This window comes from Mycolicibacterium wolinskyi str. Jessa 2025, from assembly GCF_049241375.1.
Lineage (GTDB): Bacteria > Actinomycetota > Actinomycetes > Mycobacteriales > Mycobacteriaceae > Mycobacterium > Mycobacterium wolinskyi.
On the sequence record NZ_CP185960.1, the window covers coordinates 6885766 to 6900452 of the forward strand.

Sequence of the window (14687 nt, forward strand, 5' to 3'; positions counted from 1 at the left end):
CCGAACGAAGCCGGTGAAACCCTGAGGGTTCCACCGGCTTTCGGCTATCCGGCGATCAGAGATTCACCAGCAGCGTCGTGCTGTAGACCTCACCGCGCACCTTGCCGGGCGCAGGCGGGCCCTCGACGACCACCCACGCGCCGGTCGAACCCTGCTGCCGGGGACCCGTGACCGTGGTGAAACCGGTGCCCGCGCCGTCGGTGTGCAACACCCCGGTCGCGACACCGGGATCACCGGCGTTGCACGTGGCCGCCGACGACCGCGGCGTCTGGATCAGCCGTACCTGGTAGACGGTGTTCGGATCCGCGGTCTGCATACGCACGTCGGCGCGCACGGTGCCGGAATCGGGCGCGCCGATCTCGACGGATCCCGAACCGGTGCCGCTGCCGTGGCCGACGAGGAAGTTCTCCATGACGAAATCGCACTGCCGGATGACGTTCTGGAGCGGCACCATCGTCATTCCCGAGGCCGCGGCGGTCTGAGCGCCGATACCGCTCAGCATCGCCGCGGTCGCCACCACGGGCACCATCGTCGCTGCGTATTTCCTGCGCCTACCCATGGCGTATGTCCTGCCTGTTCGTCGTGACCCCCACGGCCACATTATTTACGGGCAGGACACATCCGGCGCGGCTACCCCCGCCGGGCTAGGTCCAGCGCGACAGGATCTCCTTGACCTGGGCAGTGAGCGCCCACTGCAAAAACGGCCCGAAGGTGATGCGGCCGACCCCGAGAGCCGCGAGCTCGGTCCGATCGGCGGAGTCCGGAGGTACGGTCACGCTGACGGGCAGTGGTACCGCAGAAGTGAAGCGCGCCAACCCTTCCGGATCCTTCAGTCCGGCCGGGAACAGCGAATCGGCGCCCGCGCCGGCCGCCTCGGTCAGGCGCGCGATCGCGCGGTCCACGCGATCGGCGTCCTCGCCGTCATTGCGCAGGAAGAGGTCGGTACGTGCGTTGATCACGACGTGGACTCCGGCGGCGTCGGCCGCGGCACGCAGTTCACCCACCAACGCGGCGTGCTCGGCCGAGGTACGCAGCCGGCCGCCGTCCTTGTGCACGGTGTCCTCGAGGTTGAAGCCGACCGCGCCGACATCCAACAAACCCTCGATGATGCGGGCCGGTGCCTCGCCGTAACCGGATTCGACGTCCACGGACACGGGAACATCCACGGCGTCGGTGATCTGACGAACGCGCGTGAGCAGGTCGTCGAACGACATCACCTCGCCGTCGGCCTTGCCGATTGAATCGGCCACCGGGTGGCTACCCACGGTGAGTGCGGCGAAGCCCGCCTCGACGGCCAGATTGGCCGACCAGGCGTCCCAGACGGTGGGCAGGACGCCGGGGTTGCCCGGCCGGTGCAGCGCCAGCAGCGCCGACGCCCGCTCCTGCAAAACCTGTTGAGACAACATGCAAAAACCTCCGACTCCTCAACGTGACCTGTGTCACTCTCAACTCGGTGACGTGGCTAGCATTGGTTGTCGTACTGTGAGCCATGACACCCTTCAGCCCAAGGAGGTCACTTGTCCAGCACCACCGAATTCGCCGAACTGCACAATCTGATCGGCGATATGCGTCGTTGCGTCACCACGCTTGCTTCGAAGTACGGGGATTCCCCGGCCATGCGTCGCGTCGTCAATGATGCCGAAAGAATCCTCAACGACATAGAGCGACTCGACATCGACGCCGAAGAGCTGGAGATGCGCCACGGGGTCACCCGGCAGCGGCAGGGCGCCGAGAAAATCGCCATTCCCGACACCCAGTACGGAAGCGATTTCTGGCAGGACGTCGCCGACGAAGGACTCGGCGGATATCGATGAGCGCGTGGGCGTTTGACGCCCACCGCAACAACTGAACCTCAGAAAGGGAACCGTGAGCGCACCCACCGCTGACCGTCGCGCTACCGGGGTCTTCTCGACCACACGAGCCCAGATCCCACAGCGCACGCTTCGGACCGATCGGTGGTGGCAAGCACCACTATTGACCAACCTGGGGCTCGCGGCGTTCGTCGTCTACGCCACGGTGCGGGCCTTCTGGGGCAGTGCCTACTGGGTTGAGGACTACCACTACCTCACCCCGTTCTACTCGCCGTGCGTGAGCACGGCGTGCGCGCCGGGGTCGAGCCACTTCGGGCAGTGGGTCGGCGAGTTGCCGTGGTTCATCCCGATGGCGTTCATCTCGCTGCCGTTCCTGCTCGCCTTCCGGCTCACGTGCTACTACTACCGCAAGGCCTACTACCGGTCGGTGTGGCAGTCGCCGACCGCCTGCGCAGTGGCCGAGCCGCACGCGAAATACACCGGAGAGACGCGTTTTCCGCTCATCCTGCAGAATGCGCACCGGTACTTCTTCTACGCCGCCGTCCTCGTCTCGCTGGTCAACACCTACGACGCGATCGTCGCGTTCCACTCGCCCAGCGGATTCGGATTCGGCCTCGGCAACGTCATCCTCGTCGTCAACGTGATCCTGCTCTGGGTCTACACCGTGTCGTGCCACTCGTGCCGGCACGTCACCGGCGGCCGGCTCAAGCACTTCTCCAAACACCCTGTCCGGTACTGGATGTGGACCCAGGTGAGCAAGCTCAACACCCGGCACATGCTGTTCGCCTGGATCACGCTCGGCACCCTGGTGCTCACCGACTTCTACATCATGCTGGTGGCGAGCGGAACCATCTCCGACCTGAGATTCATTGGTTAGCAATAACACTCAAAGAGCAAGTGAGGATTAATGGTTGAACTCGAACGGCACTCCTACGACGTTGTCGTGATCGGTGCCGGCGGGGCGGGTTTGCGCGCGGTGATCGAGGCGCGTGAACGGGGTCTGCGGGTCGCGGTGGTGACGAAGTCGCTGTTCGGCAAGGCGCACACCGTGATGGCCGAGGGCGGCTGCGCCGCGGCAATGCGCAACGTCAACACCAAGGACTCCTGGCAGGTGCACTTCGGCGACACCATGCGCGGCGGCAAGTTCCTCAACAACTGGCGAATGGCCGAGTTGCACGCGCAAGAGGCACCCGACCGGGTGTGGGAGCTCGAAACCTACGGTGCGCTGTTCGACCGGACGAAGGACGGCCGGATCAGCCAGCGCAACTTCGGCGGCCACACCTACCCGCGGCTCGCCCACGTCGGTGACCGCACGGGCCTGGAGATCATCCGCACGCTGCAGCAGAAGATCGTCTCGCTGCAGCAGGAGGACAAGCGCGAACTCGGCGACTACGACGCGCGCATTCGGGTCTTCCACGAATGCTCGATCACCGAGCTGATCAAGGACGGCGACCGCATCGCGGGTGCGTTCGGTTATTGGCGCGAGACGGGCAATTTCGTGCTGTTCGAGGCGCCCGCGGTGGTGCTGGCGACCGGCGGCATCGGCAAGTCGTTCAAGGTGTCGTCCAACTCCTGGGAGTACACCGGTGACGGGCATGCCCTGGCGCTGCGGGCCGGCTCGAGTCTGATCAACATGGAGTTCATCCAGTTCCACCCGACCGGCATGGTCTGGCCGCTGTCGGTCAAGGGCATCCTCGTGACCGAGGGCGTGCGCGGCGACGGTGGAGTGCTGAAGAACTCCGAGGGCAAGCGCTTCATGTTCGACTACATCCCCTCGGTGTTCAAAGGCCAGTACGCCGAGACCGAGGAGGAGGCCGACCAGTGGCTCAAGGACAACGACTCGGCCCGGCGCACCCCTGACCTGCTCCCCCGCGATGAGGTGGCCCGCGCCATCAACTCAGAGGTCAAGGCGGGCCGCGGCTCACCACACGGCGGCGTCTACCTCGACATCGCGTCGCGCATGCCTCCCGAGGAGATCAAGCGCCGGTTGCCGTCGATGTATCACCAGTTCATCGAGCTGGCCGAGGTAGACATCACCAAGGATGAGATGGAAGTCGGCCCGACCTGTCACTACGTGATGGGCGGCATCGAGGTCGATCCGGACACCGGCGCGGGCGCCACGCCCGGCCTGTTCGCGGCGGGCGAGTGCTCCGGCGGCATGCACGGCTCGAACCGGCTGGGCGGCAACTCCCTGTCCGATCTGCTGGTGTTCGGCCGCCGTGCCGGCCTGGGTGCCTCCGAGTACGTGCGCGCGCTGGCCGACCGGCCGAAGGTCACCGAGGCCGCGGTCGAGGACGCGACCCGCATGGCACTGGCGCCGTTCGACAAGCACGACAACCCCGAGAACCCGTACACCCTGCACGCCGAACTGCAGCAGTCGATGAACGACCTCGTGGGCATCATCCGCAAGGAAGAAGAGATCGAAGCGGCGCTGACCAAGCTCGCCGAGCTCAAGGCCCGCTACGCCAACGTCACGGTCGAGGGCGGCCGCGTGTTCAACCCGGGCTGGCACCTGGCGATCGACATGCGCAACATGCTGCTGGTCAGCGAATGCGTCGCCAAGGCGGCGCTGCAACGCACCGAGAGCCGGGGCGGGCACACCCGCGACGACTATCCGGAGATGGACGCCAAGTGGCGCAACACGCTGCTGGTGTGCCGGACGGTCGACAACGACGATTCCGTCGTGCCCGACGTGTCGGTGACGCCCGAGCCGCAGGTTCCGATGCGGCCTGACCTGCTCGGATGTTTCGAGCTCTCCGAACTGGAGAAGTACTACACCGACGCCGAACTGGCCGAGCACCCGGAACGGAAGGGCTGAGATGGCTGCCTATGAAGCAAGTCTGCGAGTCTGGCGCGGCGACGACACCGGCGGCGGCCTGCAGGACTTCACCGTCGAGGTCAACGACGGCGAGGTGGTGCTCGACATCATTCACCGACTGCAGGCCACCCAGGCCCCGGACCTGGCCGTGCGCTGGAACTGCAAGGCAGGCAAGTGCGGGTCGTGCTCGGCTGAGGTCAACGGCCGGCCCCGGCTCATGTGCATGACGCGGATGTCGACGTTCGACCCGGCCGAGACCGTCACCGTGACCCCGCTTCGTGCGTTCCCCGTGATGCGGGATCTGGTGACAAACGTGTCCTTCAACTACGAGAAGGCACGCGAGATCCCGTCGTTCACCCCGCCGAAGGAACTGCAGCCCGGTGAATACCGCATGCAGCAGGTGGATGTGGAGCGCTCGCAGGAGTTCCGCAAGTGCATCGAGTGCTACCTGTGCCAGAACACCTGCCACGTGGTGCGCGACCACGAGGAGAACAAGCAGGCATTCGCCGGCCCGCGGTATCTGATGCGCGTCGCCGAACTCGACATGCACCCGCTCGACACGCTCGACCGCAAGGACATGGCTCAGGACGAGTTCGGGCTCGGCTTCTGCAACATCACGAAGTGCTGCACCGAGGTGTGCCCCGAGCACATCAAGATCACCGACAACGCGCTGATTCCGATGAAGGAGCGCGTGGTGGACCGGAAGTATGACCCGATTGTCTGGTTGGGCAACAAGCTGTTCCGCCGATGAGCGCTTGCGCGAAGAGCAGACAACACCGATGAGCGCTTGCGCGAAGAGTCTGTCGGTATGTGGTGGGTCGATTGCTGTGACGAGCGTGCAACCTGTTGTGCTGATCTCGGCTCGGGAGCGCAAAAGCCTGCACGTTCGGCACAGTGCATGGAAGAGAATGCCGAACCCGGAGCCGAACCCCGTATTCACAACGTCAGAAAGGTATGCTCCGTCGTTTTCGCATTCGCGGACTGGGGTATGAGACGCGCGTAGGCTCGACACAGCAGCCAATCACCGTCGAAAGGCAGCTCATGAGTATGGGACATACCCACAGCGTCAACGACATTCGCACTGCGATCCGGGAGTTGTCGACCCGGGCCCAGTTGGCCCGCAAGGAGGGCCGCACAGCTGATGCGAATGAGATCGAAGAGCGCATCGCCCGATATCGCGAAGAGCTCGCGCAGCGTCCGTAGCCGCCTGGTGCGCTAACCGCCGAGCCGGCGGAACGTGCTGCGGTGGAACACGATTGGTGCCACATCGTCGTGCACGGTGATATCGCTGACCCGCAGCACGACGATGGTGTGATCGCCGGCCGGCACCAGTTGTTCGATTGCGCTCTCCAGCCACACACTGGTGCCGTGGATGAACACGGCGCCGCTTTCGCGTGACTCGGTCTCCAGTCCGGCGAACCGGTCCCCCGTCTTCGCGGCCAGAGTGCGCGCGGCCGCGTCGTGAGACTCGCCGAGGACGCTGATACCCAGCGACGGCAGATCCTTGAGCTTGGGCCACGTGGTCGAGGAGTTCTGCACGCAGAACGAGACCAGCGGCGGATCCAGGGACACCGGCACGAACGTGCTGGCGGCGAGGCCGACCAGGGTGCCGTCCACCTCCGCCGCAATCGCGATGACACCGGTCGGGAAGTGGCCGAACGCCTCACGCAGCGATGTCGGGCTCAGATCTGTTGCGCTCATAGCACCTCCATCTTCACACGTGCGGGTGTGCGCCTGCCAGGTTCGGAATCGTTGTGAACGCAACTGCCTCCGACCCGGCTGCCGGTAACCTGACCCGCATCATGTGGATCCCGCTGCTCGCAATGGCCGTTGCGGTCAGCCTGGAACCGTTTCGGATCGGGATGACCGTCGTGATGCTCAACCGGCCCCGTCCGCTGTTGCAACTACTGACCTTCCTCGTAGGCGGGTTCGCGATGGGCACCGCGGTGGGCGTCATCGTGCTGTTCCTGCTGCGGCCCGCGTTGGGGTCGGCACATTTCACCCTGCCCCGGGTGCAGATCGTGGTCGGCGTGGTGGTGCTGGTGACCGCTGCGGTGGTCGCTGCGGGTGTGTTGGAGCCCAAACCCGGGCCCCGGGAACCGGGGCTGCTCGCGACGCGCGCCCGGCAACTGCTCAACGGCCGTTCGCTGTGGACGGCGGGCGCGGCTGGCCTCGGTATCGCGCTGCCGTCGGTCGACTATCTCGCGGCGCTGGCGCTCATCGTCGCGTCCGGTGCCGCGGCCGCGACCCAGGTCGGCGCGTTGCTGCTGTTCAACGTGGTGGCGTTCGGGCTCGTCGAGATCCCGCTGATCTCATTCCTGATCGCGCCGGACCGCACCCGCGCGACCCTGTCGGCACTGAACGACTGGCTGCAGGCACGGCGCCGCCGCGGGGTGGCCGTCCTGCTGGCCGCGGTCGGCTTGGTACTGCTCGCCGTGGGGTTCGCCGGTCTCTGAGCGCGCTCAGGCGTCCAACCGGGTGAATTCGTCCTGCCGGTACTGCTCGACGCAAGCAGCACGCCGAACCTTGCCACTCGTGGTCGTCGGAATCGATCCCGGAGACACGAGGACGAGATCCCCGAGATTCAACCCGTGCGCGTTGGAGATCGCGGACGTGACATTGCTCTTGATCTCCTTGAGCCAGTGCACCGCCTCGACGGTCGACTCTTCCCGCTTCTTCACCTCGGCCACGGTCACCAGCTTCTCGGTGCTGTTGACCGGTACCGAGATCGCCGCAACCCGGCCACCGGTGATCTGTTGGACCGTGGCCTCGATGTCCTCGGGGTAGTGATTCCGTCCGCGGATGATCAGCAGATCCTTGATGCGCCCGACGATGAACAGCGCACCATCCGAGATGAAGCCCAGGTCACCGGTTTTCAGCCAGGATCCGTCAGGCGTGCCGGGCGTGGGGTCGACGAGTGTGGCGCCGAAGCACTGCTGTTCCTCCGGTGAGCGGCTCCAGTAGCCGGCCGCGACATTGTCGCCGTGGACCCAGATCTCGCCGACCACGTCCTGCACGCATTCCCGGCGCGACTCGACGTCGACGATGCGCACCATGGGTGACTGCGGCAGGTTGTATCTGACCAGCGCAGTGCCGGTTCCGGATTCGCACCGCCGGACCCTGCCGGCAGAGAGTTCGTTGGCATCGAAGCTGTCAACGTCCGACGACTCGCTCCACGTACCGGTGGCCACGAACACCGTCGCCTCAGCCAGTCCGTACGACGGACGCAGCATGTGGTCCCGAAAATCGAAGTGGGCGAACCGATCTGCGAAACGCTCCAAGGTGGCCTGTTCGACCCGCTCGGCGCCGTTGATGATGCCCACCACGCCGCCCAGGTCGAGCCCGGCCAGATCCGCGTCCCTGGTCTTGCGAGCCGCGAGGTCGAAGGCGAAATTGGGCGCTGCCGAGAACGAATGGGGGTTCTCGGCCAGCGCTCGTACCCACCTGGCCGGCTTCTCCAGGAACGCAACGGGACTCGTCAACACGGCGCGATAGCCGCTCAGGATCGGTGCGCAGACACCCAGTACGAGGCCCATGTCGTGGTAGAATGGCAACCACGACACGATCGTCGCGTTCGCCGTCGACGTCCGGTCTGCATCCGTGAAGAAGCAGCGCATCAACTGTTCGAAATTGGCCTGCAGGTTGCGATGCGAGATCATCACACCGGTCGGCAGCCGCGTGGAACCCGAGCTGTACTGCAGATACGCCGTATCCGGGTACTCGACAACGCCGAGACTCGGAGCGTCTGATCCGTCTCGGGCATCGAGATCCAACGAGTCGATCTGGACGATCTTCGGTGCGGTGTCCAGGCGGGACTGGTCCACATAGTCGCCGACATCCTGGGCGACCGAGGACGTCGTGAGAACAACCGACGGCGCGGTATCGGCGAACACCGCACTCACCCGGTCGTGACTCGAGCCGCGATGAGGCAGTGGCAGCGGAACCGCGATGAGTCCGGCCTGCATGGATCCCAGGAACGCCAGGATGTATTCGAGGCCCTGGGGCGCCAGGATCACCGCCCGGTCACCGGCTGAACCGTGCGCACTGATCTCGCGTGCGACGTTCATCGTTCGCCGAGACAGCTGCGACCAGGTCAGGGTCTCGGAGACACCGTCCGGATCATGGGTGTAGTCGGTGAACGTGAAGGCCTCGCCGTCGGGGCGCAGGCTGGCACGCCCGTGCAGCATCGAAAGAATCGTTGACTGGGTGGACATCACGAGCCACCCCCTTGCGGGTTCAGCAGCGACAGGGCGGTGTTGACCAGCTCGGACATCGGATCGGTGCCGCCGCCGAAGGTCGCCTCGTTGGCCGGTGCGGTCACCTCCGCCGGGTCGAAGCCGTTCACCGGGTCCACCGTGATCGGTGCGGTCGCCGGATTGTCGTTGCGCGAATAACCCGCGTCCACCATGGGCAGCAGCACCGCGTCCAGCTTGTTGAGCGTGCCCTGGTCGTAGCCGAGGTATTTGAACGGCAGCACCAGCGGCAGGTGCTCCTCGGGAACCAGGTACGTCGTCGTCGTCCCGCCCCTGGAGTTGACCGTGGTCCTGATGTTCTGCGGCGGAACATTGCTCGGATTGGTGAAGGCGATCGCGGTGTGACCGGTGGCCAACCCGGCGATCGAGTTGATCACGCTCATCCAGTGGTCGGGCCGGTCCGGCCAGTCGGCGATGCTGTCGTAGGCGGAGATGAATTGATCCGTGTGGTACTGGCTTTCCACGGGAGGCGGTATGCGGTAGTCCATAGACGGCACGACGCTGCCGACGGGAAAGTTCTGGGTCAGGAAACTCTCGCCGAACGGGTGCTTGGCAATCGGATCACCGAACGTCGCGAAGCTGAGTTGATCCGGCGGCGGAGCGGTCGGATCGTTGGCCAGACGCGCTTTCACGGCGTTGACCACGAGCGCTCCCTCGGAAAGCCCCATCGCTGTTCCCTTGCCACCGTTGCGAATCGCTGCGTCGAGGTTTCCTTCCCCCTCGTCGACCGACTCGCCGATGTCCGGCCCGTCGAGACCGATGCCGGGATAGATCTGCTCTCCGAGCGCACCGATACCGGGGAATATCCGTTCCAGGGTGTGCCCCTGAACCTGACCTGCCGGATAGTCGACCTTCGTCCGCCTCATGCCGGGGAACCAGTGCTCGCCCGTCATACGGATGTACTCGTCGTACGGAATCCCGAGGACGTGAGCGCCGCCCAAGGCGTACGCGGTCCCTGGGTTCTCCGGCGTCCCGGCAGCCGGGCCGCCGGGAGGCGGCGGTGGCGGGGGCAGCAGGGTCTCGTCGGCCGACGCAGTCCCAAGGACGCCGAACGCCCCGCTGACGCTGGTCGTCATCAACACTGCAAGTCCTGCAAGGAGTTTCTTCATGGCCACTCCTGATCGCCCGCTTCGGTTCGTAGTTTCACATACATGACGAGTGCCCGCTCACTCGGCAACTGCCGACGCACTCTCGGCCGGTGGCCGTGCGCGGGGCTTCCGCGACTCCAACCTCGATGGCCACCAGTTCGCCTTACCGACGAGGGTCGCGATGGCGGGCACCGTGATGGTGCGCACCACGAATGTGTCCAGCAAAATGCCCACGCCGATCAGGAATCCGCCTTGGACCACCATGCCGATGCTGGAGAACAACAGACCACCCATCGACGCGGCGAAGATCAACCCCGCCGCGGTGATCACACCGCCCGTCGAACCGAGCGTGCGAATGATGCCGTACCGCATGCTGTTCGGAGACTCGTCGCGCATTCGCGACACCAGCAACATGTTGTAGTCGGCGCCCACCGCGACCAGGACCACGAAGGCCAGCGGAGGCACGCTCCAATGCAGCTGCTCGCCGAGGAAGACTTGAAACACCAGGACCCCGATACCGATCGCCGCGAAGTACGAGACCACCACGGAACCGACGAGATAGAGCGGCGCGATGACCGCCCGCAACAGCAACATCATTGTCAGCAGGACGACGATGAGGGTCGCGGCGATGATGAACCGGATGTCCTGCTGGTAGTAGTCGCGGGTGTCACGCAGTGCCGCAGGGAACCCGCCCATCGAAATCGTGGCGTCGGCCAGCGTGGTGTTCGGCTGCGCCCCGCGGGCGATGTCCTGGATCTGATTGACCTGGTCCATCGCCTCGGAGCTGAACGGGTTGAGTTTGGTTTGCACCAGATAGCGCACCGAGCGGCCGTCCGGCGACACGTAGGCCGAGGCAGCCTTCTGGAAGTCGGCCAGACCCAGCACTTCCGGCGGAATGTTGAACCCGGCCTGCGACGGATCCGCGGCGTTGTGCCGCATGGTCAACAGGAACGCCGATGCCTCATTCAGCCCGGCCGCGATCACCTTGACCTGCTTGACCAGTTCGTCGACGCCGCCTGCCACTTCCCGGCTGCCGCCGGCCAGGCGGTTGGCGCCCTGCTGCAAGTCCTTCAAGCCCGCCTGCGGGCCGCCGGGCTTGTTCAGCCCCATGGCGTTGACGGCCTTGTTGACGCTGGCGAGGGCGGTGTTCAGGCTTTTCATCGTCGAGTTGAGTGACTGCGCGTCATCAACGCCCTGGAGTTCTTGCGCGAGCTGGTTGATCTGGTCGAGGCTGCCGTTGTTGTTCGCGTCGACCAGCCGCTGGAACTGCATGCGGGTGTCGCGGCAGGAGGGATTGGCATCGCATACCGCGTTGCCTTGCAGCGCGGTGAGGACCGGGCCGATCCAACCGAACATGTCCTTGACCGCGCGGAAGTTGACGCCCATCGAATTGGCGAGCGCATTGACGCTCTGCACGAGCTTGGCCGCGGTCTCGACGTCGCGCACCAGCTTGTCACCGCCGTATTCGGTGCGAACCGAGGAGAACGCGTTCACCATGCTCGCGAGGCTGGGGGCGATCTGGTTGATCTGGGCGCGGACGTCGGCCAGGCTGTCGGCGAGCGTGTCGGCGCCGGCCGCCAGCCTGTTGAGGTCGCCGGTGCGCTGGCCGATCTGGGCGGAGCCATCGGCCAGCCGGTCACCGACGATGCCGGCCTGGAACGTGGCCCGGAACTCGGCGGGCACTTCCCCGAGGGGCCGGGTGATGCCGCTGACCAGACCGACGTCCGGCAGTTGCGCGACACGCGAGGCCAGTTGCTCCAGATCGGCGAGGGACCGGGGATTGACCAGACTGTGCGGCGACTGGATCAGGATGTATTCGGGGATGGACTGTGCGATGGGGAAATGGCGTTCCACGGCGGCGTATCCGATCGAGCTCGGCGCCGACGGCGACACCACCTTGCGGTCGTCGTAGTTGTACTCCGCGAAAATCGCGCAGCTGGCAAGCAGTGCCAGCACCAGCAGGCTGGCAGCAAGATGCGGCACCGGGCGGCGAACGATCCGGATCCCGGACCGCCGCCAGAAGCCGGCGGTCAGTTCGCGCCGGGGCTTGACCCATCCGCGCGGTCCGGCCAGCGTCAGGATCGCGGGCAGCAACGTCACGCCGGCAAGGAACGCGATGCCGATACCGATCGCCGACGACACGCCCACCGTTCTGAACACGCCCATCTTGGCGAAGCTCAGCAGGAGGAAGGTGATGCCCACCATGGCGGCGGATGCGGCGATCACCTTCCCGATCGACATCATCGCCTTCTTGACCGCCTCATCGGAGTCGGCGCCCATCCGCAGGTAGTCGTGATAGCGGCTGATGAGGAAGACCGCATAATCTGTGCCCGCACCGGCCATGATCGCGCTCAGGAACACAATCGACTGGTTGGAGACTCCCGCGCCGGTCAGTTGGGAGAAGCCCGACACCAGTGACTGCGCGATCAGCAGCGACGACCCGATCGTCACCAACGGCAACAGCATCGTGACGACACTGCGGTAGACGAGCAACAGCACACCGAGCACGAGCACCGCAATCGCGATCTCGATCGGCAGACGGTCCGTCTCGCCTGCGACGGTGAGATCGGCGACGGTGGCCGCCGGACCCGTCAGGTGCACTTCCAGCGGGCTGCCCGCGGTGTTGGTCTTGACGACTTCGGCCACTCGGTTGAACGACTCGAACGCGCGCGGCGTCCCGAGCTCGCCTTCGAGGCTCACCGGCAAGACCCATGTCGTCTTGTCCTCGCTCGTGAGGAATTGCCTCAGTTGTGGAGTGTTGAGGAAATCCTGCACGGACACGACGTCCGCCTGATCGTCGCGGAGAGCGTCGACGAGTTTGCGGTAGGCCGCCTCGTCGGCGGGTTCCAGCCCGTTTTCATTGATCAGCGCGACCAGGAGAAGGTTGTCGTTGCCGGGTTCCTGGAAGGCTTCGGTCATCTTCTGCGCGGTGACGCTCGACGGCGCATCGCCGGGAAGAACGGCGAGAGGATGTTTCTGGGCCATCTCGCCCAGCGACGGAAACGACAGCGGCAGAGCGATCAGCATCGCGACCCACACCCCGATTACCGCCCAGGGCCATCGCACCACGAGATCAGCTAGCCGTCGCATATCGTCCTCACCCTCGCGCCGGGGTGCATCGCGGAAAATCCATCGCCATCGTTTTGCTCCCCGCTACGCGACGCGTCCCCAGTGCCCGACGTCAGCAACCCGCGAAGACACGGACTTCATCGCGTTCAGGTATCGGGTGACCGATTTCCTCGCGATCGGGTTGTCCGGATGCATGATCGCCATGGCCGTGCCTTCGCCGTAGCGGAAGATGTAGATCGTCAGCTGGTAGGAGAACCGCCCGTCCGGGTAGATGCCGATGTTGTTCGCGAGGCCCATGTCGGCCGCGGTGAGGATGGCGTTTAGCGGCGCCGCACCGCCGTGCAAGAAGTTCGACACCGGGAAGTTCGGTCGTGGCCAGTTCAACCACGGCGCCAACTCCAGTACGCGGTAATACGGAACTCTCGCCATGTCGAGGCTCGAATCGAAACAGGACTGCGCTGCCCAGGCGGCCTCACCGAAAGACGTCGCGGCAACCGGAACGGTGATCGGAATCAGGCCGGTGAACCAACCCTGCGTCATGAAATTGTCACCGGCTGTGCGCGAATCCCGCGGGGTGAGCCCGTAATACGTGAGTGCACCGGTGAACTCATGTTCCACCAGGCCCAGACAGGCGAACAAGCCGCCGACGAAGCGTGCGCCTGCCGCCGTGCACGCTGATTCGAACCGTTCGGTCTGGGCCGCGTCCATCAGGAGTTCTGACGTCATGTCACTTCGCGTCGACTCATGCGGGTTACCCAGGGGGAGCGGGAATTCCGGGAAGCCGTCGCTGTTGTTCTCGGCGAAGTCGAGCCATGCGCGCACACCGGGCGAATCCAGGGTCAGCGCCGAAGCGTATTCGCGTTCGCGGACACAGAAATCGTCGAAGCTACCGGCATCGGGCAGGGAAAGGGCCTGACCGCTGCCACTCAGCGCCGAATACATGCCATTGGCTTCCATCATCGTCGTGCCGATCAACGTCGCATCGCCGTGCACGTGATCCATGGCCGCGAAGAATGTAAAGAAATTGTCGTTCTGGATAATTCCGAAGGTGAAGCAGCCCCATTCCAATGGATTGGGGATCGCGACGACGTGTTCGCGTATTTCGTCGACCGTCATGGGACCGTGATCGACGGCCACGAATTCAATATCAGCCGGATCCTCGATGCTATGCCTGACGAATTTGCCAGAGTCGGTCTCTTCGAACCAGCTGCGGAATGTGTCGTGGCGACGGAGGTACGCATTGACGGCATGGTCCATCGCCGCGATGTCACATTGCCCAGGCACCTCACAGCTCGCGATGATCTGCCGGGAGAAGTTCAGTCCCGCGGCACTCCGATCACGGTAATTACGTAGATGTTGGCTCTGCATGTAGCTAACCGGCACGGAGCTGACCGGAGCCCGGCTCGCGATTTCCTGAGCCGCCGCTGTCGGGTGCCACGACGTGACCGAACCCGGACTCAACGACCATTCATCAAGTGCGCCAACAGTTATCTTCCCGATGCGCAAAACCTGATCCTCCCACGTACGCTCCACACAGCCGTCGCCGATTCCGGCAGATCCCCCCGCGGCATCAACGTACCCTCGGTTCCCGCACAGCGGTACCGCAGAGGCTCGCGCGAGGAAGCGAACCCCACACGCGACGGGTCTG

General features: G+C 65.0%; 13 protein-coding genes. 6 read left to right on the top strand and 7 right to left on the bottom strand.

What is annotated here, in order from left to right; genetic code table 11:
• Nucleotides 1–55: 55 nt before the first annotated feature.
• Both ACOI2T_RS34105 and ACOI2T_RS34110 read right to left on the bottom strand, forming a co-directional pair.
• Complete coding sequence (locus ACOI2T_RS34105; protein ID WP_409506394.1) at nt 56–559, bottom strand: hypothetical protein; 504 nt, start codon at nt 557–559, stop codon at nt 56–58.
• Nucleotides 560–644: 85 nt separating this feature from the next.
• Nucleotides 645–1406 (bottom strand): isocitrate lyase/PEP mutase family protein, encoded by a 762-nt coding sequence (locus ACOI2T_RS34110; protein WP_409506393.1) that lies wholly within the window; start codon nt 1404–1406, stop codon nt 645–647.
• Between the two features lie 111 nt (nt 1407–1517).
• On the opposite strand from ACOI2T_RS34110, the gene ACOI2T_RS34115 reads away from it, so the two are divergent.
• From ACOI2T_RS34115 to ACOI2T_RS34135, 5 genes are all read left to right on the top strand, one after another.
• On the top strand, nt 1518–1814 hold the full coding sequence (locus tag ACOI2T_RS34115; protein WP_067848143.1) for an Rv0250c family protein: 297 nt from the start codon (nt 1518–1520) through the stop codon (nt 1812–1814).
• Nucleotides 1815–1866: 52 nt separating this feature from the next.
• The gene (locus tag ACOI2T_RS34120; protein ID WP_067848146.1) at nt 1867–2688 is read left to right on the top strand and encodes a succinate dehydrogenase subunit SdhC; all 822 of its coding nucleotides are present in this window, start codon (nt 1867–1869) and stop codon (nt 2686–2688) included.
• Nucleotides 2689–2718: 30 nt separating this feature from the next.
• A complete protein-coding gene (locus ACOI2T_RS34125; RefSeq protein ID WP_067848149.1) occupies nt 2719–4629 on the top strand; it encodes a fumarate reductase/succinate dehydrogenase flavoprotein subunit in 1911 nt (636 codons plus the stop codon).
• A 1-nt stretch (nt 4630) separates the two neighbouring features.
• Nucleotides 4631–5380: a succinate dehydrogenase/fumarate reductase iron-sulfur subunit gene (locus ACOI2T_RS34130; RefSeq protein ID WP_067848152.1), complete on the top strand. Its 750-nt coding sequence runs from the start codon at nt 4631–4633 to the stop codon at nt 5378–5380.
• 290 nt (nt 5381–5670) lie between these two features.
• A complete protein-coding gene (locus ACOI2T_RS34135; RefSeq protein WP_110883647.1) occupies nt 5671–5832 on the top strand; it encodes a hypothetical protein in 162 nt (53 codons plus the stop codon).
• A gap of 12 nt (nt 5833–5844) precedes the next feature.
• On the opposite strand, the gene ACOI2T_RS34140 is transcribed toward ACOI2T_RS34135, so the two are convergent.
• Nucleotides 5845–6330, bottom strand: coding sequence for a flavin reductase family protein (locus ACOI2T_RS34140; RefSeq protein ID WP_409506392.1), 486 nt, complete (start codon nt 6328–6330; stop codon nt 5845–5847).
• Nucleotides 6331–6431: 101 nt separating this feature from the next.
• Here ACOI2T_RS34140 and ACOI2T_RS34145 point away from each other — a divergent pair, with 101 nt between their 5' ends.
• The gene (locus tag ACOI2T_RS34145) at nt 6432–7085 is read left to right on the top strand and encodes a GAP family protein (RefSeq protein ID WP_409506415.1); all 654 of its coding nucleotides are present in this window, start codon (nt 6432–6434) and stop codon (nt 7083–7085) included.
• Nucleotides 7086–7091: 6 nt separating this feature from the next.
• On the opposite strand, the gene ACOI2T_RS34150 is transcribed toward ACOI2T_RS34145, so the two are convergent.
• The 4 genes from ACOI2T_RS34150 to ACOI2T_RS34165 form a co-directional block, all read right to left on the bottom strand.
• Nucleotides 7092–8843 carry an AMP-binding protein gene (locus tag ACOI2T_RS34150; RefSeq protein WP_409506391.1) on the bottom strand — a complete coding sequence of 584 codons (1752 nt, stop codon included), beginning with the start codon at nt 8841–8843 and terminating at the stop codon, nt 7092–7094.
• Entirely contained in the window at nt 8843–9991 is a 1149-nt protein-coding gene (pe, locus tag ACOI2T_RS34155; RefSeq protein WP_409506390.1) for an acyltransferase PE, read from the bottom strand. The genes ACOI2T_RS34150 and pe overlap by 1 nt, the downstream gene beginning before the upstream one ends.
• A gap of 57 nt (nt 9992–10048) precedes the next feature.
• Complete coding sequence (locus tag ACOI2T_RS34160) at nt 10049–13060, bottom strand: MMPL/RND family transporter (RefSeq protein ID WP_409506389.1); 3012 nt, start codon at nt 13058–13060, stop codon at nt 10049–10051.
• Between the two features lie 63 nt (nt 13061–13123).
• Complete coding sequence (locus tag ACOI2T_RS34165) at nt 13124–14545, bottom strand: condensation domain-containing protein (protein WP_409506388.1); 1422 nt, start codon at nt 14543–14545, stop codon at nt 13124–13126.
• Between the last annotated feature and the right edge of the window lie 142 nt (nt 14546–14687).